Source organism: Streptomyces sp. NPDC038200 (genome assembly GCF_055600785.1).
Map to the genome: position 1 here is coordinate 75,530 of NZ_JBVJYH010000009.1, position 22,955 is coordinate 98,484.

20 protein-coding genes are annotated in these 22,955 nt (G+C 73.4%); 8 read left to right on the top strand and 12 right to left on the bottom strand.

What is annotated here, in order from left to right; all coding sequences use genetic code 11:
• Positions 1-43 precede the first annotated feature (43 nt).
• The gene (lnt, locus tag ACZ7KF_RS20180; RefSeq protein ID WP_471076472.1) at positions 44-1,654 is read right to left on the bottom strand and encodes an apolipoprotein N-acyltransferase; all 1,611 of its coding nucleotides are present in this window, start codon (positions 1,652-1,654) and stop codon (positions 44-46) included.
• Positions 1,655-2,067: 413 nt separating this feature from the next.
• Between lnt and ACZ7KF_RS20185 the strand changes: the two genes are divergently transcribed.
• Positions 2,068-3,039: an O-antigen ligase family protein gene (locus ACZ7KF_RS20185; RefSeq protein WP_471076475.1), complete on the top strand. Its 972-nt coding sequence runs from the start codon at positions 2,068-2,070 to the stop codon at positions 3,037-3,039.
• An 83-nt stretch (positions 3,040-3,122) separates the two neighbouring features.
• Here the strand turns inward: ACZ7KF_RS20185 and ACZ7KF_RS20190 are convergent, their stop codons facing one another.
• Both ACZ7KF_RS20190 and ACZ7KF_RS20195 read right to left on the bottom strand, forming a co-directional pair.
• Positions 3,123-3,668, bottom strand: a complete 546-nt coding sequence (locus ACZ7KF_RS20190) for a hypothetical protein (RefSeq protein WP_471076478.1) — start codon at positions 3,666-3,668, stop codon at positions 3,123-3,125.
• 104 nt (positions 3,669-3,772) lie between these two features.
• Positions 3,773-4,558, bottom strand: a complete 786-nt coding sequence (locus ACZ7KF_RS20195; RefSeq protein ID WP_471076481.1) for a glutamate racemase — start codon at positions 4,556-4,558, stop codon at positions 3,773-3,775.
• A 57-nt stretch (positions 4,559-4,615) separates the two neighbouring features.
• Here ACZ7KF_RS20195 and ACZ7KF_RS20200 point away from each other — a divergent pair, with 57 nt between their 5' ends.
• Positions 4,616-5,791 carry a glycosyltransferase gene (locus tag ACZ7KF_RS20200; protein WP_471076484.1) on the top strand — a complete coding sequence of 392 codons (1,176 nt, stop codon included), beginning with the start codon at positions 4,616-4,618 and terminating at the stop codon, positions 5,789-5,791.
• Positions 5,792-5,797: 6 nt separating this feature from the next.
• On the opposite strand, the gene ACZ7KF_RS20205 is transcribed toward ACZ7KF_RS20200, so the two are convergent.
• A complete protein-coding gene (locus tag ACZ7KF_RS20205) occupies positions 5,798-7,117 on the bottom strand; it encodes a TerD family protein (RefSeq protein ID WP_471077088.1) in 1,320 nt (439 codons plus the stop codon).
• Positions 7,118-7,441: 324 nt separating this feature from the next.
• Here ACZ7KF_RS20205 and ACZ7KF_RS20210 point away from each other — a divergent pair, with 324 nt between their 5' ends.
• The 4 genes from ACZ7KF_RS20210 to ACZ7KF_RS20225 all read left to right on the top strand — a co-directional run bounded on the left by ACZ7KF_RS20210 (position 7,442) and on the right by ACZ7KF_RS20225 (position 12,243).
• Positions 7,442-7,882, top strand: a complete 441-nt coding sequence (locus tag ACZ7KF_RS20210) for a DUF6643 family protein (protein ID WP_471076487.1) — start codon at positions 7,442-7,444, stop codon at positions 7,880-7,882.
• Positions 7,883-7,927: 45 nt separating this feature from the next.
• Positions 7,928-8,752 (top strand): MOSC domain-containing protein, encoded by an 825-nt coding sequence (locus ACZ7KF_RS20215; RefSeq protein WP_471076490.1) that lies wholly within the window; start codon positions 7,928-7,930, stop codon positions 8,750-8,752.
• 217 nt (positions 8,753-8,969) lie between these two features.
• A complete protein-coding gene (locus tag ACZ7KF_RS20220; protein WP_471076493.1) occupies positions 8,970-9,575 on the top strand; it encodes an Rv1733c family protein in 606 nt (201 codons plus the stop codon).
• A 232-nt stretch (positions 9,576-9,807) separates the two neighbouring features.
• Positions 9,808-12,243, top strand: coding sequence for a right-handed parallel beta-helix repeat-containing protein (locus ACZ7KF_RS20225; RefSeq protein ID WP_471076496.1), 2,436 nt, complete (start codon positions 9,808-9,810; stop codon positions 12,241-12,243).
• 151 nt (positions 12,244-12,394) lie between these two features.
• On the opposite strand, the gene ACZ7KF_RS20230 is transcribed toward ACZ7KF_RS20225, so the two are convergent.
• Complete coding sequence (locus ACZ7KF_RS20230) at positions 12,395-14,956, bottom strand: hypothetical protein (protein WP_471077091.1); 2,562 nt, start codon at positions 14,954-14,956, stop codon at positions 12,395-12,397.
• Positions 14,957-15,386: 430 nt separating this feature from the next.
• Here ACZ7KF_RS20230 and ACZ7KF_RS20235 point away from each other — a divergent pair, with 430 nt between their 5' ends.
• Together ACZ7KF_RS20235 and ACZ7KF_RS20240 are read left to right on the top strand one after the other, a co-directional pair.
• Positions 15,387-16,217, top strand: coding sequence for a DeoR/GlpR family DNA-binding transcription regulator (locus ACZ7KF_RS20235; protein ID WP_471076499.1), 831 nt, complete (start codon positions 15,387-15,389; stop codon positions 16,215-16,217).
• Positions 16,218-16,287: 70 nt separating this feature from the next.
• Positions 16,288-16,761 (top strand): SRPBCC family protein, encoded by a 474-nt coding sequence (locus ACZ7KF_RS20240; protein WP_471076502.1) that lies wholly within the window; start codon positions 16,288-16,290, stop codon positions 16,759-16,761.
• A 26-nt stretch (positions 16,762-16,787) separates the two neighbouring features.
• Here the strand turns inward: ACZ7KF_RS20240 and ACZ7KF_RS20245 are convergent, their stop codons facing one another.
• From ACZ7KF_RS20245 to ACZ7KF_RS20275, 7 genes are all read right to left on the bottom strand, one after another.
• A complete protein-coding gene (locus ACZ7KF_RS20245; protein ID WP_471076505.1) occupies positions 16,788-17,579 on the bottom strand; it encodes an enoyl-CoA hydratase/isomerase family protein in 792 nt (263 codons plus the stop codon).
• Complete coding sequence (locus tag ACZ7KF_RS20250) at positions 17,576-18,838, bottom strand: cytochrome P450 (protein ID WP_471076508.1); 1,263 nt, start codon at positions 18,836-18,838, stop codon at positions 17,576-17,578. The genes ACZ7KF_RS20245 and ACZ7KF_RS20250 overlap by 4 nt, the downstream gene beginning before the upstream one ends.
• A 105-nt stretch (positions 18,839-18,943) precedes the next feature.
• A complete protein-coding gene (locus tag ACZ7KF_RS20255; protein ID WP_471076511.1) occupies positions 18,944-20,284 on the bottom strand; it encodes a cytochrome P450 family protein in 1,341 nt (446 codons plus the stop codon).
• Positions 20,285-20,333: 49 nt separating this feature from the next.
• Positions 20,334-20,936 (bottom strand): GTP-binding protein, encoded by a 603-nt coding sequence (locus ACZ7KF_RS20260; protein WP_471076515.1) that lies wholly within the window; start codon positions 20,934-20,936, stop codon positions 20,334-20,336.
• Positions 20,911-21,285, bottom strand: coding sequence for a DUF742 domain-containing protein (locus ACZ7KF_RS20265; RefSeq protein WP_471076517.1), 375 nt, complete (start codon positions 21,283-21,285; stop codon positions 20,911-20,913). Before ACZ7KF_RS20265 ends, ACZ7KF_RS20260 begins: the two co-directional genes overlap by 26 nt.
• Positions 21,282-21,683, bottom strand: a complete 402-nt coding sequence (locus ACZ7KF_RS20270) for a roadblock/LC7 domain-containing protein (protein WP_471076520.1) — start codon at positions 21,681-21,683, stop codon at positions 21,282-21,284. Before ACZ7KF_RS20270 ends, ACZ7KF_RS20265 begins: the two co-directional genes overlap by 4 nt.
• On the bottom strand, positions 21,680-22,882 hold the full coding sequence (locus ACZ7KF_RS20275; protein WP_471076523.1) for an ATP-binding protein: 1,203 nt from the start codon (positions 22,880-22,882) through the stop codon (positions 21,680-21,682). The genes ACZ7KF_RS20270 and ACZ7KF_RS20275 overlap by 4 nt, the downstream gene beginning before the upstream one ends.
• Between the last annotated feature and the right edge of the window lie 73 nt (positions 22,883-22,955).

Genomic DNA, 22,955 nt, shown 5'->3' on the forward strand with positions numbered 1-22,955 from the left:
TGCCGTACGCCGGTCCCACGACCGGCGTACGGCGCTCGTCCGGCTACGCGTCACCGGGGCGCCGGGCGCGCAGACCGGACCCGATCGCCCAGCCGATCCCGCCCGCGGCGACCAGCACGAGTGCGACCTCCGGGAGGATGCCCAGCTCGGTGGCGGGGGTGGAGGACGTGCGCAGCGGCACCTTCTGGACGAGATAGGCGGGCACGAACATGCCGGTCTTCTGGGTGATCCGCCCGTCCGGCATGATGACCGCGCTCACACCGCTGGTCACCGGCACGGTCACGGTGCGGCTGTGCTCGACGGCGCGGATGCGGGACATGGCGAGCTGCTGGTACGTCATCTCGCTGCGGTCGAAGGTGGCGTTGTTGCTCGGCACGGAGATCATCTCGGCGCCGTGCGTCACCGTGTCCCGCACGGCCCAGTCGAAGGCGGCCTCGTAGCAGGTGGCCAGGCCCACCTTCGCGCCGCCTATGTCGAAGACGCCCGGCTTGCCGCCCCGGCTGAAGTCCTGCCGGGCCATCTCGGTCCAGCTCTTGTTGATGGCCCCGACGAGCGAGCGCAGCGGAAGGTACTCGCCGAAGGGCTGGATCTGCCGCTTGTCGTAGGTCTGCGTCGGGCCCTTCACCGGGTCCCAGAGGATCTGCTCGTTGAGGAGCTTGCCGTCCCTCTCGACCACGCTGCCGACGGAGACGGGCACGCCGATGTCCTTGGCCGCCTGCTCGATGACGGCGGCGCCGTCGGGGTATTCGAAGGGGTCGATGTCGGAGGAGTTCTCCGGCCACAGGACGTAGTCCGGCTTGGCGACCTTGCCCGCCCTGACATCGGCGGCGAGCTTGTGCGTCTCGCGCGCGTGGTAGTCGAGCACGGCCCGGCGCTGGGCGTTGAACTCCAGTCCGGCGCGCGGCACGTTGCCCTGGATCAGCGCCACGGTCGCGGTGCCGTCCTCCGCCTTGTCGCTCACCAGCCCGCGGGCCGCGACCGCGCCCACCACCGGTACGGCGACGGCGAGCAGCGCGGCGGCCGCCGCGGCACGCCGCACGTCCCTGTTCCGGCGCCGCTCGACGATCAGCCGCCCCGCCTCGTACAGGCCGAATCCGCACAGGACGACCGCGAAGCCGAGCACCGGAGTGCCGCCCACCGCGGCGAGCGGCAGGAAGACGCCGTCCGCCTGACCGAACGCGACCTTGCCCCAGGGGAAGCCGCTGAAGGGCACACGCGCCCGTACCGCCTCGCCCGCCGTCCACAGCGCCGCGGCCCACACCGGCCAGGCGGGCAGCTTGGAGACCGCGGCGACCCCCACGCCGACGAGGGCCACGAAGATCGCCTCGATGACGACCAGCGCCACCCACGGCAGCGGACCGACCTCGACGCTGGTCCACACCAGCAGCGGCAGCAGGAAGCCCAGCCCGAAGAGGTAGCCGAGGCCGAGAGCGGCCTTCCAGCTCCGGCCGCGCAGCACCCAGCCGAAGCCGGCGAAGGCGGGCAGGGCCAGCCACCACAGGGTGCGCGGCGGGAAGCTGACGTAGAGCAGCACTCCGCAGAGCGCGGAGGCGGCGGCCGGGACCAGGCGCAGCATCCGGCCGCCGCGCACGCCGGGTGCGGGGGACGGCTGGAGCTGATCCGGCTGGTCCACGGAAGTTGCGGTGACGGTCACCCGGGTGAGTGTACGGCGGCCCACGCCGCCGCCGACAGTGCGGTCGGGGCCGGTGCACCGGGGTTGTCGCTGGTGGGCGCCGGTTCCCGGCCCCGGTGGGGCGGCTGCCCGGTGGGGGCCTCCGCAGGGGGGTACGGACCGGCCCCGTCGCGCGGGGCCCGGCCGGTCCGGCCGGCGGTACCCGGCGGAATCGTGGTGATTCTCCGCGCCTCGTCCCCAAACGGGTCATGAGCCGCTACCGTGTGCCCAGCCTCGGCGGCGCGGCCGGACCCGGCACGCGGCCGTGGCCTGCCACAGGTCGGGGGACCGGGTACGAGGGGCGACGGGTGGGGTCGACGGGGACGGGGTCCGCGACCGGTGCATACGGTGCGGACATCCACAGCACGCGAAGAAACGTTTCCGACGGGACGGGCATGATCCTGTTGGGGGCCTGCGCCGGGTGGTCGCTGATCACCGCGGCGGCCCGCGACGGACGGCCCGAGGGCATGCTGCTCGCGGTGCTCGCCGTGGCCGCCGGCTACGCAGCGGGCCGGGTCTCCGGTGCGCTGCTGCCGGTGACCGCGCCCGGCGCCGGTGCCGCGGCGGGGCTCGCGCTGGCCGTGACGCTCCCCGGGCTCTCCCCCGGTCCCTGGTACGCCGCCCCGCCCGGGCACGCGGGTGCCACCGCCGCCCTGCTGGCACTGGCCGCCGGGGCCGCGTGCTGCGCCGCCTGGGCGGCGACCGTACCGGCGCTGCGGCGCGGACTGGCGGCGCTGGCCTGCGCCGTCGTGCCGGCCGGGGTCGCGCTGGGGTCGGTGGCCGGGAGCGTGGCCAGTGCGGCCGTGCTGCTGTGCTCCCTGGCCGCGGGCTCGGTGCGCCGCCGGGGCGCGTGGCTGGCCGGGTCGGCCGTGGTGGCGAGTCTGGTGGCGGGCACGGTCTGGGCGATCGGCGCGGGCGCGCTGCCGGACGGCCTCGCCGGGAGGCTCGAAGGCCGGTTCACCGCGCACCGGGTGCTGCAATGGCAGGACGCCCTGCGGCTGGCGGGCCGGCACGGCGGGCTGGGGGCCGGCCCCGGCCGGTTCGGCGAGCTGAGCCGGGTCGCGTCGCAGACGCTGCCGGCCGACGGCAGACCGCACTCGGCTCCGCTCCAGCAGGCGGCCGAGCAGGGCCTGGTCGGGGTGTTCCTGCTGGCCGCCGTCTTCTGCTGGCTGCTGTACGCGCTGTGGCGCACCCCCCGTCCCACGCCGGTCGCCCTCACCGCGGGCGCGGCCCTCGCGACGCTTGCCGCCCTCGCGTCGGTGAGCAACGCCCTGAGCTTCACGACGGTGACGGCGGGAGCGGGCCTTCTGGCCGGCTGGGCCACGGCCCGCCCGTGGTCGGGCGACGCCACGACACCGGGCGGCTGAGGGAGCGGGCGCCGGCAGTCGTGAGGCGCCCGTGCGGCAGCCCTCCCGGCGGCCCGGTGGGCGGCGCGCCCCGGCAGGTCGTCTCAGCCGGCCGTACCCGGGGTGATCGTGCGCAGGCGGTCCTTGATGGCCCGTACCGCCCCCTCCGCGTTGTCCACGGTGATCGTGAACATGTGGCCGTCCCACAGGCGCAGCACGATCCCCTCGCCACGGCGCACGACGACGGCGGTGCCCTTCTCGGGGCGCCAGCGATAGCCCCAGCCGCCCCACTGCCGGGGCGTGACATGGGCGGTGAAATCGGCCCCGGCCACGTGGGAGAGCGGAATACGGCGGCGGGGCAGCCCGATGTGCCCGCAGCGCACTTCCACGCACTCCTTGTCGAGCTTGAGGTCGACGTGCACGAAGGCGAGCGTGCCGAAGAGGACCAGCAGACCGGCCGCGATACAGCCGACGACGGACATCACCAGGGGGGCGATGCCGGAGGTCCAGGCCGAGTCGACGGCCAGCTCGATGCCGAGCGCCAGGCAGGCGGCACCGACGAGCGCGAGCAGCCACTGGACCCGGTTCGTGGCACGTCCCGTCCAGACATCCGGGAGCGGGGTGCCGTCGGTGTCGGGGTGGTCCCTCATGTCTACGAGGTTACTCAGGTTTCGCTGCGCGGGTAGGGCGTGGCGGACGGTGACCGGCCCGGGAGGGGCCCGGCGGGCCGCCGTGCCGGGCCGTTCCGCGCAGGTCAGCGGACGGGGGCGACGGCCTGGAGGAAGCGGCCTTCCGCGTAGGACAGCGCCGTGTCCGGGAGCGTCGCGGCACGGCCGCTCAGCAGCACCGTGAGGGAGGTGTCCGCGACAGGGGCCGGGACCGGCTCCGCTCCGATCCGGCGCAGGGCCTGGGCGGCCACCGCTCCCGCGGTGCCGTGCAGGACGAGGGGCGGGCGGCCGGGCTGCTGGACGGCCGCCCGGATGCGCTCGGCGACCAGTTCGTAGTTGGTGCAGCCCAGGACGAGCGTGGTCACGTCGTCCGGGGTGCGCGCGGCAGCCGAGGCGATCGCGGCGTCGATCGCCGTCTCGTCCGCGTGGTGCACGGCGTCGGCGAGGCCCGGGCACGCCACCTCCGTCACGGTCACGCCGTCGGCGAACTGCTCGATCAGCCCGCGCTGATAGGCACTTCCCGTGGTGGCGGGGGTCGCCCAGATCGCGACGGGACCACCACCCGCGGCCGCGGGCTTGATCGCCGGAACGGTGCCGATGATCGGGAGTTGCGGCTCGAAGCGGGCCCGCATCGCCGGCAGGGAGTGCACCGACGCGGTGTTGCACGCGACGATCAGGACATCGGGCTCATGGGCTGCGGCGGCCGCGGCGACGGCGATGGCACGCTCGGTGATGTCCTCCGGGGTGCGCGGTCCCCAGGGCATCCCGTCCGGGTCCCACGACAGCACGAGGTCCGCGTCGGGTCGCAGCCGGCGTACCGCGGCAGCGGCGGGAAGCAGGCCGATTCCGGAGTCCATGAGCGCGATCTTCACCCGGCCACGATAGACGATCCGCCCTTGGAAGCCGATCGGGTGGTGCAGACTGCGGCCGTGAGCGCCTTCCTGTGGATCACCGTCGTATCACTGGCCGCCTGGTGCTGGCTGCTGCTGGGCCAGGGCTTCTTCTGGCGCACGGACGTCCGGCTGCCGCGGCGCCGGGAACCGGAGGAGTGGCCGTCGGTGTGTGTGGTCGTACCGGCCCGCGACGAGGCCGCCGTACTGCCGGCCGGCCTGCCGTCGCTGCTCGCGCAGGACTATCCCGGGCGGGCCGAGGTCTTCCTGGTGGACGACGGCAGCACGGACGGCACCGGGGAGCTGGCCCGCGAGCTGTCCCGGCGGCACGGCGGGCTGCCGCTCACGGTGGCCTCGCCCGGTGAGCCGCCGGCGGGCTGGACGGGGAAGCTGTGGGCGGTGCGGCACGGCATCGCACTGGCACGCGCGCGTGATCCCGAATATCTGCTGCTGACGGACGCGGACATCGCGCACGCGCCGGACAGCCTCCGGGAGCTGGTGGCGGCGGCCCGTACCGGGGGCTTCGACGTCGTGTCGCAGATGGCGCGGCTGCGGGTGGCGAGTGTGTGGGAGCGGCTCGTGGTCCCGGCGTTCGTGTACTTCTTCGCGCAGCTGTATCCGTTCCGCCGGATCGGCCGGAGGGGCTCGCGCACGGCCGCGGCGGCGGGCGGCTGTGTCCTGATCCGCGCGGACATGGCGGAGAAGGCACGCGTCCCGGACGCCATCCGGCACGCCGTCATCGACGACGTGGCGCTCGCGCGCGCGGTGAAGGGGGCGGGTGGGCACGTCTGGCTGGGGCTGGCCGACCGGGTCGACAGCGTGCGCCCCTATCCGCGGCTGCACGACCTGTGGCGGATGGTCTCGCGCAGCGCCTACGCCCAGCTACGGCACGACCCGCTGCTGCTCCTCGGTACGGTCGCCGGGCTCGCGCTCGTGTATCTGGTGCCGCCGGCCGCCGTGGCGGCGGGCGCGGCCGGCGGCGGTACGGCGACCGCGCTCGTCGGGGCGGCGGCGTGGGCGGTGATGGCGGGAACGTACCTGCCGATGCTCCGCTACTACCGGCAGCCGCCGTGGCTCGCCCCGCTGCTGCCGTTCACCGCGTTCCTGTACCTGCTGATGACGGTCGACTCCGCGGTGCAGCACTACCGCGGGCGCGGGGCCGCCTGGAAGGGCCGCACCTACGCCCGCCCGGACGCCGTGCCCGACGAGGGCTGAGGCCGGTCACTTGCGGCCGGGGGTCCAGTTCATGCCCCAGCCGTAGGCGCGGTCCACGGCTCGCTGCGGACTGGATCCGCGCTCCGGCACCAGGTACCGCGCCTCGCGCTGCACGACGAGGTCGCCGCCGGTGTTGGTGATCAGCGCGAGCGCGCACACCGGGGAGGCGACGGTGCACTCGTCCAGCGAGAAGTCGACGGGGGCGCCGTGCTGCGGCTGGAGCGTGACGGTGGCGTGCAGGTCGGCGAAGGAACTCGCGCCCTCGTAGACGGTGACGAAGACGAGGATGCGCCGGAAGTCCTGTCTGTGGTCGAGGTTGATGGTGAGGTTCTCGCCGCTCGTCGTGCCGCCGGTGCGGTCGTCGCCGTCGAGCTGGATGTACGGCGGGCGGTGGAGCGAGCCGAACGCGTTGCCGAGGGCCTGTACGACTCCCTTGCGGCCGTCGGCGAGTTCGTACAGCGCGCACAGGTCGAGGTCGAGGTCGCCGCGGCCGCCCCACCGGCCGCCCCAGCCCGGGAGCTGCTTGCGCATCTGCCAGTTGAGGTTCACGCGCATGGCGCCGGAGGTACCGCCCTGTTTGGCCAGCGAGACGGAGGGGGCCGCCTTCGTGAGGGTGACCTTGGTGAGGCGGACCGGCTGGGCGGCGGGTACGGGCGGGGCCACGGGCGGCGGGGCGGGCGCCGCGACGGGCGGCGGCGAGGTGCTCGCCGGGGGCGCGGTGGGCGGCGGCGGGGTGACCGCCGGAGCGGTGGTGGGCGGCGGGGGTACGGTGCCCGGGGCCGTCACCGTGGGCGGTGCGGCGTGCTGCGGTTCGTCGACGGTGATGCCGAAGTCCGTTGCCAGACCTTCCAGTCCGCTGCTGTAGCCCTGGCCGACCGCACGGAACTTCCAGCCGCCCTGGCGGCGGTAGAACTCGCCGAGCACGAAGGCCGTCTCCACGGTCGCGCCGGGGCTGTCGAAGCGGGCGACCACCTGGCCGGAAGCGGCGTCGGTCACCTCGATGTGGAGATCCGGGACCTGCCCGAACGTTCCGCCGTCCGCGGAGGCGGCGAGCACGATCCGCTCGACGGCGCCTTCCACGCGCGCGAGGTCGGCCAGCAGGGTGTCGGTGACACGTCCGCCGGACGTCCGCTTGCCCTCGTGCCGCACCGCGCCGGAGGAGTGGGCGGGCTGGTTGTAGAAGACGAAGTCCCCGTCGGACCGGACCTTCCCGGCGGCGAGCAGCAGCGCCGAGGCGTCGGCGTCCGGCACTCCGGGGCCGGAGCGCCAGCCCAATTCGACGCGCAGGGCCGTGGTCGGCACCGGCGTGTTCGATCCTTTCGGCATTGACATGTCCGCCCCCATCGCGTGTCGGCTTCCGGGTTTCGCCCCTCGGTCCGCGTGATCTCGGCCCGCGTCGTCCCGGCCCTGTCATCCCTACCCGCACAACCTATTCCCGGGCGCGGCGCACGCCCACGACCGGCACGGGAAGATCGCCGGTCAACCGCCGGTAACCCGCGAGGAACTCCGCCTTTACACGATCCAAACGTCGATTGGCGTCCCTTTTTGCCGAGTTCGCTCGGATTGAGGATCCCAGGCTACTGCCGACACGGAAAACAACCCTCTTATCGGTCTCCCCAACCAGCACATCGTGGGCTTAACTTATGTGCCATGACCTCCCCCCGCTCCACTTATGGTGGCGGCTACTACTCCGCCTCCTTCCCGGACACCCCGATCTACGACTCGCTCGTGGCCGAGCGGGGCACCCCGCAGATCGCCCCGATCCGGGTCCCCGCCGCCTACGACACGGGCAGCAGCCTCCCCGCCCTGCCGTCGGCGCTCCCCGCCCTCCCGGCGGCCCCGTCCGCGCAGCCCCCCGCCTACGGATACCCGCAGACGCAGCAGCCCGCACCGCTGCATCACGCGCCCACGGCCTACATCCCGCAGCAGGCGAGCGCCCCGCGCGGCTATCCCGGCCCGCAGGCTCCGCAGCCGCAGCGGCCGATGGCGGCGGGCGCCGGGTACGAGGCCATGCGCCCGGCCGCGCCGCGGCCCGCGCCGGCTCCCTACCAGGACCCGTACAACAACCAGCAGCAGTACCGCGGCTACTGACCGGCGCTCCCCCGGCTGTCGGTGCCACCTGGCACGATGGTCGGTATGGGAACCGCCGAAGTGCAGTCGATCCATGTCCATCCGGTCAAGGCGTTCCGAGGCGTGTCGCTCGGGGAGGCCGTGGTGGAGCCCTGGGGCCTGGCCGGGGACCGACGCTGGGCACTGATCGACGACGGGGGAAAGGTCGTCACACAGCGTGAGGAGCCGCGCCTCGCGCTGGCCGCCGCCGAGCCTCTGGCCGGCGGCGGCGTTCGTCTGTCCGCGCCCGGCCGGGCACCGCTGACGGTCGAGGTGCCGCAGGCGGCGGCGACCGTGCCGATGAGCGTGTTCGGCACGAAGGTGGAGGGGGTCCCGGCCGCGGCCGCCGCGCACGCCTGGTGCAGCGCCTATCTGGAGGCCGGGGTCCGCCTGGTCCACATGGACGATCCGGCCACCCGCCGCCCGGTCGACCCCGACTACGCTCTGCCCGGCGAGACGGTGAGCTTCGCCGACGGCTACCCCCTGCTCGTCACCTCGGCGGCCTCGCTCGACGCCCTGAACGCACTCGTGGCGGAGGGCCGCAACGCGGACGAGGGCCCGCTGCCGATGAACCGGTTCCGGCCCAACGTCGTCGTCGCCGGCACCGAGCCCTGGGCCGAGGACCACTGGACGCGGATCTCCGTCGGCGAGGTTCTCCTCCGCGCCCCCAAGCCCAGCGGACGGTGTGTCGTGACCACCACCGACCAGAGCACCGCCGTCCGCGGCCGGGAGCCGCTGCACACCCTCGCCCGCCACCGCAGGATCGGCGGCAAGCTGCTGTTCGGGATGAACCTCGTGCCCCTCTCCCCCGGCACGATCAGAGTCGGCGACCCGGTGCGGGTGCTGGACTAGCGGGGGCCGGCCCACGAACGGCACGGGGGCGGCGGCCCGGCGAAGATCCGACGGTCGGGAACCGGGGGGCGTGTCCCGGTCGTTGAGAGAGCGTGAGAAATTCGTGAGAGGCCGCCGGTGTCGGACACCGCGGCGGACGCGCGGTCGCTCTCTCCCGGACCGCGCCGGGAGCGAGCGCCGTCGCCGGGGGTGGTGACGGACCGAAGGGGGTGGGGAGATGCGGGCACTCAGTGGGCTGTGGCGCTGGCGGCACAATCCGCTGCGCCGCGCGACCGACATGGCCGAGGCATGGGTGGCCCTCGTGGCACTGGTGCTGATCGCCGTGGTCGCACCCGTGACGGGCTGTGTGGTCGGCGCCGCCGCCCAGGACTCGCTCCAGCGCTCCGCGCGGCAGCAGCAGCACGCGCGCCATCTCGTCACCGCCACCGTGGTGCGCGATCTGGGCGGGACCCTGCCGGAGAGCGACCCCGACACCACCTCCGCGCGTGACGCCCACAGCCGTGTCCTCGCGAGCTGGACCGCACCGGACGGCACCGCGCAGCACGGCCCGGTCCTCTCGGACCTCAGGTCCCCGCACGGGGGCGAGCACTTCAGACTCTGGACCGACCCGCACGGCCGAATAACGACCCGCCCGCTGGACTCCGCCACGGCGACGACGCACGCCGTGCTCGCCGGCTTCGGCGCGGCCCTGCTGACCGCGGCCCTCGTCGAGACCGGCCGGCGCCTGGCCGTCTGGCGTCTGGTCCGCAGGCGGTACGCGCGCTGGGACCAGGCATGGGACCGCGCGGGCCCGGACTGGGGCAAGGCGGGCACCGGCTGCTGACGGCCTTCCGGCTCTGGTCAACTCGGCGTGCGCGCACACGCTACCGTGGACCGGCCGAAGCGCTTTCGGCGACGACCCGCGGGTGCGTGGACCCCCGGGGGCGCTCAGGTGTCCACGAGCGCGAACGCGCTCGTGCCCCGAGGGCCGAGCAGGATCGCGGTCCGGGCACCGGCCGCTGCGCCCCTACGGGCAGCGAGCCATCAGTACGACTAGGTGGGGGCACAGCAACGCCATGGCACAGGGCACGGTCCAGGTGACGCACACCGGTACTTCGCGGTGGCGGCGCCGCACGGGTGAGTACGCTTCGCTCGCCGCCGCCCTGGAGGCCGCCGCCGACGGCGACGTCCTCACGATCGCCCCCGGAACCTACCGGGAGAACCTCGTCGTCCAGCGGGCGGTGACGCTCCGTGGGCCGGAGGGCTCGCCCGGCTCGGTGCGGATCGCGCCCGTGGACGGGGTGCCGCTCATCGTGCGGGCCTCCGCCGTGGTGCAGGACCTGCACGTGGAGGGCCAGGACGTGGCGGCGCCCGCACTGCTGGTCGAGGAGGGCACGCCCGAGGTGATGGACGTGCGGATCGTCACCCGGTCCGCCGCCGGCATCGAGGTGCGCGGCAGCGCGCGCCCGACCGTGCGCCGGTGCACCGTCGACAACCCGGCCGGCATCGGCATCGCCGTACTCGACGGCGGGAGCGGGGTCTTCGAGGAGTGCGAGGTCGTCGCGGCCGGGCAGGCGGGCGTGGCGGTGCACGGCGGTGCCCATCCCCGTCTGGACCGCTGCCGGGTGCACCACGCCTCCGGCACGGGGATGACCGTGACCGGAGAGAACTCCGCGCTGGAAGCGGTCGGCTGCGAGATCTACGAGGTGCGCGGCTCCGGTGTGCAGGTCACCCAGCGGGCCACCGCGCACCTGACCGACTGCGATGTGCACCGCACCACCGCCGACGGCATCACACTGGACACCGACGCGGTGCTGACGCTCGCCGACTGCCGCATCCACGACATCCCGGAGAACGCGGTCGACCTGCGTTCCCGTTCGGTGCTCACGCTGACCCGCACGACGGTCCGTCAGTTCGGTCGCAACGGCCTGTCGGTGTGGGACCCGGGCACCCGGGTGGACGCCAACCAATGCGAGATCTTCGACAGCACCGGCGACTACCCGGCGGTGTGGGTGAGCGACGGGGCCACCGCCGTGCTCGACTCCTGCCGGGTGCACGACGTGCCGGACGCGCTGTTCGTGCTCGACCGCGGTTCCCGCGCGGACGTCGTGGACAGCGACCTGTCGCAGGTGCGCAACACGGCCGTGTCGGTGAGCGACGGGGCGACGGCACAGCTGGACGACTGCCGGATCAGGGAGGCGGCCACCGGCGCCTGGTTCCGCGACCACGGCAGCGGCGGCACCCTCAGCAACTGCACGCTGGACGGCACCCAGACCGGTGTGATCGTCACCAAGGGCGCCGATCCGACCATCGAGCGCTGCACGGTCGACTCCCCCTCCGAGGCCGGTTTCTACGTCTCCGCGGGCGGCCGGGGCAGCTTCCTGAACTGCCGGGTCAGCGGCAGCGGCGGCTACGGCTTCCACGTGATCGACGGCTGCCGTACGACGCTGCGCAAGTGCCGCACCGAGCGGTGTGCGCGCGGTGGATACGAGTTCGCCGACGGCGGTCCGGACGCGGGAGCCGGGACGGGTCCGATCGTGGAGGACTGCACCAGCGACGAGAGCGGCGGCCCGCGGGCGCCCGCGGCCCGGGAGGCGGCCGTGCAGACGGTGCCCCGGTCCGCAGGCCTGCTGGGCGCGATCCCGGGGCAGCAGACGACGGAGCGGGAGCCGCTCGTCGCCGTGGCGGAGCCGGAGCACCCGCTGCGGACGCCGAAGGACGTACTCGGGGAACTCGACGCGCTGGTGGGCCTGGAGAGTGTCAAACGCGAGGTACGGGCGCTGACGGACATGATCGAGGTGGGCCGGCGCCGGCAGCGTGCGGGGCTGAAGGCGGCCTCCGTCAAGCGGCATCTGGTCTTCACCGGCTCCCCCGGCACCGGCAAGACGACGGTCGCCCGGCTCTACGGCGAGATCCTCGCCTCGCTGGACGTGCTGGAGAAGGGCCACCTGGTGGAGGTGTCCCGGGTCGACCTGGTCGGCGAGCACATCGGTTCCACGGCGATCCGCACCCAGGAGGCGTTCGAACGGGCGCGCGGCGGAGTGCTGTTCATCGACGAGGCGTACGCGCTGTCGCCGGAGGACGCCGGCCGGGACTTCGGCAAGGAGGCCATCGACACGCTGGTGAAGCTGATGGAGGACCACCGGGACGCCGTCGTGGTGATCGTCGCCGGGTACACCGCGGAGATGGAGCGCTTCCTCTCCGTCAACCCGGGCGTGGCCTCCCGCTTCTCCCGCACCATCACCTTCGGCGACTACGGCCCCGAGGAGTTGCTGCGGATCGTGGAGCAACAGGCCGACGAGCACGAGTACCGGCTGGCGCCGGGCGCGTCCGAGGCACTGCTGAAGTACTTCACGGCGATCCCCAAGGGTCCGGCGTTCGGCAACGGCCGCACCGCCCGGCAGACCTTCGAGGCGATGGTGGAGCGTCATGCGAGCCGGGTCGCCCAGGTCGCCGACCCGACCACCGACGACCTGACGCTGCTGTTCGCGGAGGATCTGCCGGAGCTGTGACCGGCTCCGCCACACCCCGGCCGCCGGAACCCGGCCCGCGACCGGGGGAGGCGGCCGTCCGCTCAGATCCGGCGCCCGCCTCGATGCGGGGGGGGGAGCCACGCGGGACGCGGACCCGGGACGAAACGGCCTCGCCCGCCGCGGACCGGCGTCAGTCCCGCTCCGGGCGCTGGCCCGGCAGGTCCGGGCGCAGGCGGGCCAGGAGGCGGGCTCGTTCACGGGTGAAGACGGGGTCCGACTGGTAGTCGGAGTGGCCGAGGATCGGGGCCGGAAGCGGGTGCTCCGCGGTACGTCCGTAGGCGAGGGGGTCCGGCAGGGGCTCGTGGTCGACTTCCGGGGTGCTGTCGCCGGGGACGCGGACGGGCCCGCCGATGGGGTCGGTGCGGCGGTAGAGATTGCGCCAGCAGGCGATGTCGTGGTGCAGCGCCGCGAGCGCCGGGGGGCCGAAGTGGGCCGGGAACCAGCGGCCGTACAGCCGCTCCAACGGGGATCCGTAGGTGAGCAGGGCGACCCGCCTCCGCACGGACGGGGGCAGCTGCCAGGCCGCCGCGGCGGCGAGGACGCTTCCCTGGGAGTGGCCGGACAGGACGAGCCGGCCGCCGGTGCGCCGGGTCCAGCCCGCCATCCGCCAGGTCAGGTCCGGTACCGCGCGCTCGGCGTAGCAGGGGGGTGCGAAGGGGTGGGCGGCGCGCGGCCAGAAGGTGCCGACGTCCCAGAGGATGCCGATGGTGCGCCGGGCCGAGGCGTCCTTGTAGGCGCGCCTGCCCCAGGTGACGAACAGCAGGAAGCCGAGCCCTACCAGCCAGGAGCCCAGCGCCTGGGAGGTCTCGGCCACGGCCTGGACGACGTGGTGGCTGCGCCGGGCCGCCCCGTCGGGGGTCTTCCCGGTGGCCAGGGCCCCGGCCAGGGCCGCGGTGCCCAGCAGCAGGGTGGCGGCGGTGAGCACGGCGACGACGAGCGGCACCCGGTCGGTGAGGGTGGCCATGGCCCGGGCGTGGGCGATGGCGCGGGTGCGGGACGGATCCTCGGGCTCACCGGGGTGTTCGTGGCGCACCCGGTCGCGTTCGGCGCGCGCGAGCCGGGCCGTACGGACCGCGAGCAGCGCGATCAGGACCAGCAGGACGGCGAGGACGGGAGGGATGGCGGACGCCTGCCAGGTCAGCAGGACGGGCGGTCCGGGAAGCCCGGCGCGGGTGCCGTCGAGCCAGTCGGCGACCCGTTGGGCGACCCCGCCGGACATCACTCCGCCCAGTGCGCAGGCGAGCAGCGCGACGGCGGGTCCGCCGAGACCCCGCATGCCGGCGCGCGGGTCGGGGCGGCGCCGGTACAGCTCTCGGGCCACGATGCCGAGGGCGATCACGAGCAGCCCCTGGACCGTCATGAGGGCGCCGAAGGCCGGGTCGCCGGGCAGCCGCCCGGTGGACCGCCAGCCGGGCCGGGACCAGCCGGCGTACACCAGGCCGAGCACCAGCAGCGCGAGCGCGGCCAGCGGCAGGGCCCGTACGAGGTGCCGGTCGAGCCGCCGGTCGAGGCGGTCCTCGCTACGGCCTCGGCGGCAGACCACGCCCACGACCGTCGCCCCGCAGACGAGCAGGGCCACGGCCAGCAGCCGGCCGAAGGTGTCCAGGGCCGCGGGGCCGCCGGGCCGGTGGTCGAAGCGGACCGCGGGGGTGGTGACGGCGGCGGCCACCGTGAGCAGGCCCGCCGCGGTGTGCGCCGCGCGCAGCCGGGCGACCAGGCGGCGCCCGTACCAGAAGCCGGGACGGGCCAGCGCGCTGCCGTGGGCGTCCGCCCCCGGGCCGCCGGTGCCCGGGGCGGGGTCGCCGGCGACCGAAGCGAGGCCATCGATGCCCGGAGCCAGGCCACCGGCGCCCGAAGCAAGGTCGTCGGTGGCCGGGGCTGAGGCGTCGGTGTCCGGGGGGAGGGCCAGCGGTCGGTGGGACTCGTAGGCGTTCCAGGTGCGGTGCGAGAGGTACCAGAGCAGGCCGGTCAGCGCGGCCGGCAGCGCCGCGGCGAGAGCGAGCCGGCGGCCCGGCTCGCTCCACCAGCCGCCGGATCCGGCGGACGCCGCCGGGGTCGCGGGCGCGAGGAAGCCCAGCCAGGAGTGGCGGCGGACGCAGGCATGGCTACCCGCGCACTGCCAGGCCATGAGGTCCAGGGCGACCTCGCAGGCCGCGGCCACCAGCAGCACGGTCAGGGTGAGCGCGGCCAGCCGGACGAGGAGGCCGTAGAGCCGGACGGCGCGCGGCCGGCCGGGGGCGGCGGGGCGCATCCAGTGGGCCAGGTTGACCACCATGAACGGCAGCAGCAACAGCCACAGGGCGCGGCCGGCGTCGCCGGAGGTGAGGTTGCACCAGACGTACGCCTCCCGGACCGGACCGCGCCCACGGCCCCGCCCGGCCTGTCCCCCGGGGGCCCACCCGGGATCTCCCCCGGAATCTCCCTCGCGGCCCCGCCCGGCCTCTTCCCCGCAATCCCGCCCTGGCTCTCCCCCGGGATCTCCCCCTAGGTCCCGGCCGGGCTCTCCCTCGCGGCCCCGTTCGGGATCCCCTCCGGGACATGCTCCCGGGCCTTCCCGGACCGGGGCGGTTTCGACGTCCTCGGCGCGCCGGAAGACGGCGGCCGTGTCGTCGCCGGTGACCCGGACCGTGCGCGGATCGCCGAGCATCTTCTCGGGCGTGGTGCCGCCGACCCCGTGCACCAGCAGTTCCAGATCGGCCTCCGGCTCCGCCGACCGGCGCCCGGGCCACCCGACGGATCGGTCCTCGTCCCACCCGGCGGATCGGTCCTCGTGCCGCCCGGCGGTATGTTCCGCCCGCTGTCCCGCGAGCCGGTCCTGCGCACGTTCCACTGTTCTCGCACTTCCCCCGTGACGCCCTGACGTCTGTGTCGTGCGGGCTACAGGATCTCCGGTCCGGCGCCCGCGTACACCTCTCGTCACGGAATCTCCCCGATACGTGCGACACGAGGCGGGCACACTGCGGACGCGTGGCGGCGGCGCGAGCCGGCAGGCGGTGGCGCAGCCGGTGCCGACCCGTGAAAAGATGGGACGCCCGCGCACTGCCGGACGGATGGAAATTCCTGGTCGGAGCCGGTGCGCCGGGCGTGTCGGACGGTTTGGCGGCGAAAGGACCGGAGCGTACGTGAGTGAGAATCAGAACCTCCTCGCGGAGCAGCGCCGCGCCCTGATCCTGGACGAGGTCCGGCGCCGGGGCGGGGTACGGGTCAACGAACTGACCCGCAAGCTCGGCGTCTCGGACATGACCGTGCGCCGCGACCTGGACGCGCTCGCCCGCCAGGGAATGCTGGAGAAGGTGCACGGCGGCGCGGTGCCGGTGGTCGAGGCGAGCACGCACGAGCCGGGGTTCGAGGCGAAGTCGGGACTGGAGCTGACGGCCAAGGAGGACATCGCGCGCGCCGCGGCCCGGCTGGTCGCTCCGGGAGCGGCGATCGCCCTGTCCGGTGGCACGACGACGTACGCGCTCGCCCAGCAGCTGCTGGAGGTGCCCGACCTGACCGTGGTGACGAACTCGGTGCGGGTCGCCGATGTCTTCCATGCGGCGCAGCGCACCGCGGGCCAGCGGCAGGGGTCGGCCACGGTGGTGCTGACCGGCGGGGTGCGCACCCCGTCGGACTCGCTGGTGGGGCCGGTCGCCGACCAGGCGATCGCCACGCTCCACTTCGATCTGCTCTTCCTGGGTGTGCACGGCATATCGCTGGAGGCGGGCCTGTCCACGCCGAACCTCGCCGAGGCCGAGACGAACCGGCGGCTGGTGCACTCCGCGCGCCGGGTCGTGGTGGTCGCCGACCACACCAAGTGGGGCACGGTGGGCCTGAGTTCGTTCGCCACGCTGGAGCAGGTGGACACGCTGGTGACCGACGCCGGCCTGCCCGCCGAGGCGCGCACGGAGATCTCCGAACACCTGCGGGTGATCGTCGCGGGCGAGCCCGGGGAAGACGGCGCAGACATCTGAGGACCCGTCAGCTAAAGTGATCCTGCCCGGTGGACCGCGCCGCGGGAGCGGCACTAGGGGGGTCTCGTCCATGGCTCGACAGCTGCGCACGGTGGATATCGGCTTCGTCGGGTCCGCGCCCGTACGCCTGGTCTTCGCGCGGGAGGTCGCGGCGTCCCCCGACCGGGTCTTCCATGCGCTGGCGGAGGACGTGCCCGGCTGGACGCAGTGGTTCTCGGCGGTGACGCACGCCCGGGCCACCGACGGCGGCGCCGGGCGGGAGATCCGGCTCAGGGGCGGGACGCGCTTCGCGGAGACGGTCCTCATGGCGAAGCCGGCCGAGGCGTACGCGTACCGCGTCGACAGCACCAACGCACCGGGCGCCCGCGCTCTGGTCGAAGAATGGCGGCTCGCTCCTCGCGGCACCGGCACCCGTGTGCAGTGGACCTTCGCCGCCGACGGAACCGCGCCGTTCCGGTTCGTCCTCGGGCTGGCCCGTCCGAGCCTGGGACGGGCCTTCCGGGACGCGGTGACGTCGTTGGACCGGCGCCTGGCGCGGGGCTGACCGGCCGGCGCCTCGCTCGGGGCTGGTCAGCCGGCGCCGTGGGCGTGCCGCGACTCGGCCAGGACCGCTGCCATGAGTTCCGCGTCCAGCGCGGAGACGTCGGCCAGCCGGGAGGCGGCGGACAGTGAGTTGAGCAGGGTCTTGGTGACCCGCAGCGCCGCCTGCGGGCGGCGGACGACGGGCCTGGCCCAGTCGGCGACGGCCGCGTCCAGCGCGTGGGCGGGCACGACCCTTTGCAGGATGGACAGGGACTGGGCCTCCGCCGCGGTGAACGCGCGTCCGGTGAGGACGAGTTCGCGGACGCGGGCGGCGCCGACCTCGTTGATCAGGCGGGGCAGCAAGCCGCCCCAGGCCGTGGGCAGCCCGAGGGCGAGTTCGGGCAGCCGGAAGGTCGCGTCCTCGGATCCGACCCGCAGATCGCAGGCGAGCGCCAGCGCGAGCCCCGCCCCGATGGCCTTGCCGTGGACGCGGGCGATGGTGACGGCCGGGTTCGACGTCAGGGCGTCGCAGACGAGCCGGGCCTTGGTGCCCGACATGCGGATGCCGCCGCCTGTCGGGTCGTGGGCGAGATGCCGGGTGAACTCGCCGCGGTCCCCGCCGAGACAGAAGTCGTCACCGCTCCCGGTGAGCACGAGCACCCGGACCGCCGGGTCCTGGTCGTGCAGGACCGCCAGAAGGTCGTCCAGCAGGGCGTCGGTGACGGTGTTGCCCTGCTCCGGGGTGTTCAGCTCGACGGTGAGGACGGGCCCTTCCCGCCGGGTCCGCAGGGTCTGCCGTACGGAACCGGCCGGGAGGGATCTCAGGGGGAGGGCGGTCATGTCGTCACTTTCAGGGAGGTGATGCGCCGGAACACCATCCGGTTCGCGTACGTCGGCGCCGCGGCCGGCCGCAGGGTGGGGAATCGTTCCAGCAGTTCGGTGAGCAGCAGGCGGGCCTCCATGCGGGCCAGGACCGAGCCCAGGCAGTAGTGGAGGCCGCCGCCGAAGGTGAGGTGGCCGCCCTTGCGGCGGATGTCGAAGACATGGGAGGCCGGGTTGCGGCGCGGGTCGTGGTTGGCGGCGCCGTAGAGGACGTGGACGGTGGTGTCCTTCGCGATGGGCACGCCGGCGAGGACGGTGTCGGCGGCGGCGAAGCGGGAGTTGAGGTGGATCGGCGGGTCGTAGCGCAGTACCTCGTCGATCGCGTCGTCGACGTGCTCGGGGTGCCGGCGCAGCCAGTCGGCCCGGGCGGGGTCCCGGGTCAGGAACCACGCGGCGTTGGTCAGCAGCGTCGCGGTGGTCTCCAGGGAGGCGATGGTGATGAACATCGTCAGGTCGTACAGCGTCTGGTCCGCCGCCGCGCGGTCGTCGGGGTACTGAGCGTCCCAGAAGCGGATCCAGCCGCTGAGGACGTCGTCACCGGGGTAGGCGCGCCGGTAGGCGACCAGGCCGGTGAAGTAGGCCCTCATCTCCCGTGTGGCCTGGGCCGAGATCGCCAGTTCGCTCTTGGTGGGGACCAGTTCCTGGGCGTGCACCTGCCGGTGGGTGAAGTCCAGGATGTGCGGGTAGTGCCCTTCCGGGATGCCGAGCCAGTGGCCGACGGTGTGGATCGGCAGCTGGTCGCCGACGGCGGTGACGAAGTCGGCCTCGCCGTGGACGCGGAGCTGGAGGGCGAGGCGGTCCAGGAGCCGGGTGACGTGGGCGGCCACCCGGGGCCGCAGCTCCTCCAGGGTGCCGCGGTCGAAGAGGTTGCCCAGCGCGCGGCGCTGGGCGGTGTGGACCGGCGGGTTGAGACGGGAGAGCGTCCGCGTCATCTCCCGCGTCGCCGGGTCCTGCCAGCGTGCCGGGTCGGGCTGGCGCTCCTGCCAGGCGAAGTCCGGTACGAGCCAGTTCCTGCCTCGCAGGACCTGGTTGCAGGCCTCGAAGCCGGTCACGAAATACCCGCCCCAGGGAGCGGGAACGACATCACCCAGTGCGCGCAGCTCGTCCCAGACGGGAAGAGGGTTGGCCTGTCCCTCGTGGGAGCGGAGACGACGGAGGAGGGGGATGACGACTCGGCGGTCGGTGGTGGTACCGCGTATGACGCCAACGGCGGTCACGCGAAGCTCCTTTGGTGGCTGGGCGCTACCGATACCGCCGGAACCTACCCTTCCCCTCTCCTCCGTCATGCGCCTGACAGTGTTGCTCCTGTCACATGCTGCACATCAGACCCGGAAAATATCCAGGAAACTGCTCCAGAATCCCTTCTTCCTGGCCGGTTCCTGACGGGCGGCGGACGCCGGTGCCGTGGGCAGCGGCTGCTCCGCGGCGGCGGGGACGTTCCGGCCCTGCAACGCGGAGGCCATCCGGGTGGCCGGGGTCGGGCTGAAGGCCACGGGCAGCGTGACCAGTGCCCGGTGGAACGGCCCCGGCCGCCACTCCAGCTCCTTCTCGTGGACGGCCAGGGTCAGGTCGGGCAGGGCGTTGAGGATCTTCTCGATCGCGGTGACGGCGATGACCTGGGCCGGGTCCTTGGCCGGGCACGCGTGCGGACCGGCTCCCCACGCCAGGTGGGCGCCCTTGCTGTGCATCCCGCGCGCTTCGGCCAGCGCGGGATCGCTGTTGGCCGCGGCGAAGCTGATCACGACCGGCGTACCCGCCTCGGCCACCACTCCCCCGAGGTCCACGTCCTGGACCGGGTAGTGGGTGGCGTAGTTGGCGATGGGCGTCTGCTCCCACAGGACGTGATCGATCGCCTCCTCGATCAGCAGGCCGGAGTCCCGTCCGCTCGCGCCGGGCGCCAGCAGCAGGAGCAGCGCGTTGCCGATGAGGTTGCGCTCGGGTTCCACACCGGCGCCCATCAGCATGACCAGCTGGTCCTTCAGCTCCTCGTCGGTCAGTCCGGCGGGGTGCTGGATCAGCCAGGACGTGACGTCGTCACCGGGCCGGCGCCGCTTGAGGGCGATCAGCTCCATGAGGCAGGCGGTGAGGTCCTCGTTGGCGCGCTGGGCGTCCTTGCCGTCGAAGATCGCCGACATGGCGCTGGTGAGGGTGTCGCCGATGTCCGCCGGGCAGCCGAAGAGCTTGTTGAACAGCAGCAGCGGCAGCAGTTTGGCGTAGTCGTTGAGGAGGTCGGCGCGGCCCCGCTCGCTGAACTGGTCGATGAGGTAGTCGGCGATCGGCTCGACGTCACGGCGGATGCGGGTGATGTTGAGCCGGGCCAGACTGTCCGTGACGGCCTTGCGCAGCCGCAGGTGCACGGCGCCGTCGGTGAACAGGCAGTTGGGCCGGTACGCCATCATCGGCAGCACCGGGTTGTCCAGCCCGATCCGCCCTTCGTTCAACGCCTTCCAGCGGCGGGCGTCGCGGGCGAAGAGCGTGGAGTTCTGCAGCACGCGCAGCGCCGTCTCGTGGCCGACGACCAGGGTGGCGTCGACGCCGGGCGCGAGTTCGACCGGCCCGGCCGGACCCTGGGCGCGCAGCCGGTCGTACGTCTGGTGGGGATCGGCCGCGAACGCGGCGTCGTGCATGGGGCATCTCGCCCCGGCGGAGGACTGGCGGTCCATGAAGTTCCTTCTGCTGGCTCCGGGCCGTAGGTCCGGACGGATGGGAGAGTCAGGCGGCTCGGGTGAGCAGGTGGCGCACGAGCGCGATCAGCGCATGGGCGGAGGACTGCCGGTCACGGGCGTCGCAGTAGACGACCGGGGTGTCCGGGAGCAGGTCGAGGGCCTCCCGCACCTCCGCCTCCTCGTACACCGTGCCCGCCTGGAAGCCGTTGACCGCGATGGCGTACTCCAGGCCGTAGCTCTCGACGAGGTCGATGACGGGGAAGGTCTCCTCCAGCCGGGCGGGATCGACCAGGAGCAGCGCTCCGAGCGCACCGCGGGCCATGTCCTCCCACAGCTGCATGAAGCGCTGCTGTCCGGGCGTGCCGAACAGGTACAGCACGAGGTCGTCGCTGAGCGTCAGACGGCCGAAGTCCAGGGCCACGGTGGTGGTGGACTTGTCCGTCACTCCCCTGAGGTCGTCCACGTGGAGGGACGCCTGGGTCATCTTCTCCTCGGTGCGCAGCGGGGTGATCTCCGACAGGGAGCCGATGAGGGTCGTCTTGCCCACGGCGAAATGCCCGACGACCAGGATCTTGGCAGCGTTGGTCACCGCGCTGGAGACGTAGATGGATCCAGGGGCCGTCTCAGCCGATGAGGGATTGGAGTCCATTCAGAACCTTCTCCAGGGTCGCTCTGTCAACGTTCTGAGCCCGGGGTGGCTCGGCGCGGCGCAGCAGGTGGCCCTGCTCGAATAAGTCGGTCAGCAGCAGCCGTGCCACTCCTACCGGCAGCCCCACGTGACCGGCCACCTCGGCGACCGACAAGTAGCCGCCCGCGCACAGGTTCCAGATCGCCATGACCTCGGGGCCGGCTCCCAGCGGGGGCTTCCGCTCGGGAGCCAGCGTGACCAGGGTGTGCAGCGCCAGGTCGTCCGCGTCCGGCAGCGTCCGGCCGCCGGTGATGACGTAGGAGCGGACGAAGTCGCTGGTGACCGGGGCTTCCCCGCCGGGCGTCGTCATGCGCCGGCGCCGTTGTCCGAGCGCGGCGCCACACTCATCGCCTTGCTGAGCGCGGCCACCGTCTTCTGCATGCGGAAGGACACCGCCTCCATGTCGACGTCCAGCGCGGCCGAGACGGCGAGGTACGAGCCCTGGCCCGCGGCGATCAGGAAGATCCAGCCGCCGTCGTACTCCAGCAGCGTCTGCTTCCAGATGCCGTGTCCCGCTCCCACGAAGCCCGCGACGGCGCGGCTCAGCGACTGCATGGAGCTCATGGCGGCCGCGTTCGTCTCGGCGTCGTCCCGCCCGATGTCGTCCGAGCGCTGGAGCAGCAGGCCGTCGCCCGAGACGAGGATCGCGTGCCGGGCACCACGCACCTCGAGCACGTCGTTCAGCACCCAGGACAGGTCGATCTTCACTGGTCGTCAGATCCTTCCGTGGTCTTCGTGGTGCGTCCGAGTTGTGTGCCGCGCGCGAACGCCCCGAGGCGCGACGCCGTCACCTCGCTGGCGGGTTCGGGCGTCCCCTTGCCGTCCGCGCTGTCCAGGGCCGGCACCACGGTGACGGGGCCGCTGCGCCGCCGGCGCTTGGGCAGACCTCCCGTGGTCGTTCCCACCACGTGCGAGGGACCCACGACGGGAACCGGCGCCAGGCGCTGGGGCGCGGCCTCCGGGACCGCGGTGTCCCGGGCGTCGGCCACGGGGGCGGGTGCGTCTGCTGCGAGAAGGCTTTCGGGCACACGAATCACTGCACGCACTCCGCCGTAGGGGGAAACCGAGCCGACGGAGACGGCGAAGCCGTAGCGGGCGGCGAGCATGCCGCACACGGCGAAGCCGAACCGCGGCGGATCGCCGAGACCGGTGATGTCGACGGGACCGTCGACGGACAGCAGAGTCGCCGCCCGGTCCTTGGTCTCCTGGTCCATGCCCAGGCCGGCGTCGTCCACGATGAAGCACACACCGCTCGGCACCGTCTGGATGTTGACCTCGACCGGCGTTCCGGGCGCGCTGTAGTTCGTCGCGTTGTCCAGCAGTTCGGCCAGCACGACCGCCACCGGCTCGACCGCCTTGCCGACGAGCGAGACGTTGACCTGCGAGTGGACGCTGACCCGGTTGAAGTCCTTGATCCTGCCCTGGGCACTGCGGGCGACGTCGTAGACCGTGGCGAGGCCCTCGCGCCTGCCCAGCCAGCCGCCGCACAGCACGGAGATGCCCTTGGCGCGGCGGCCGAACTGGCTGCCGGTGTGGTCGACCGCCATCAGGTCGCCCAGCACGTCCGTGGTGTCGCCGTATTTCTTCAGGAGGTCGTCGAGGAGTACCTGCTGCTCCTCGGCGAGCGACTGGAGCGTTCCCATCGCGGACTTCAGCACCGCTTTGGTCGCCGCCTCCGCATCCGCCCGCACGTCCGCGAGGTCGCGCTGATGCTGCGCGTTCAGCGCGGTGACGTGGGCGTGGAGCTGGCCGACGTCGCCGCGGGCCTCCCCCAGTCCTGTCTCCAGGTCTTTCTTCGTTCTTCGGAGAGCCATGTTGGTCCTCCGGGCTCGCATCACCGCGACGACCGCAGCGATGAGCACCACCAGCAAGATCCACAGCAGTGGATCCTGGGTCAATGACGTCATGAGACTCTCTTCAAGTCGCATCGCGCCAGATGTGTGAGCAGCGCGATGGTGCCTTTGAGACTGTCCCCCCAGA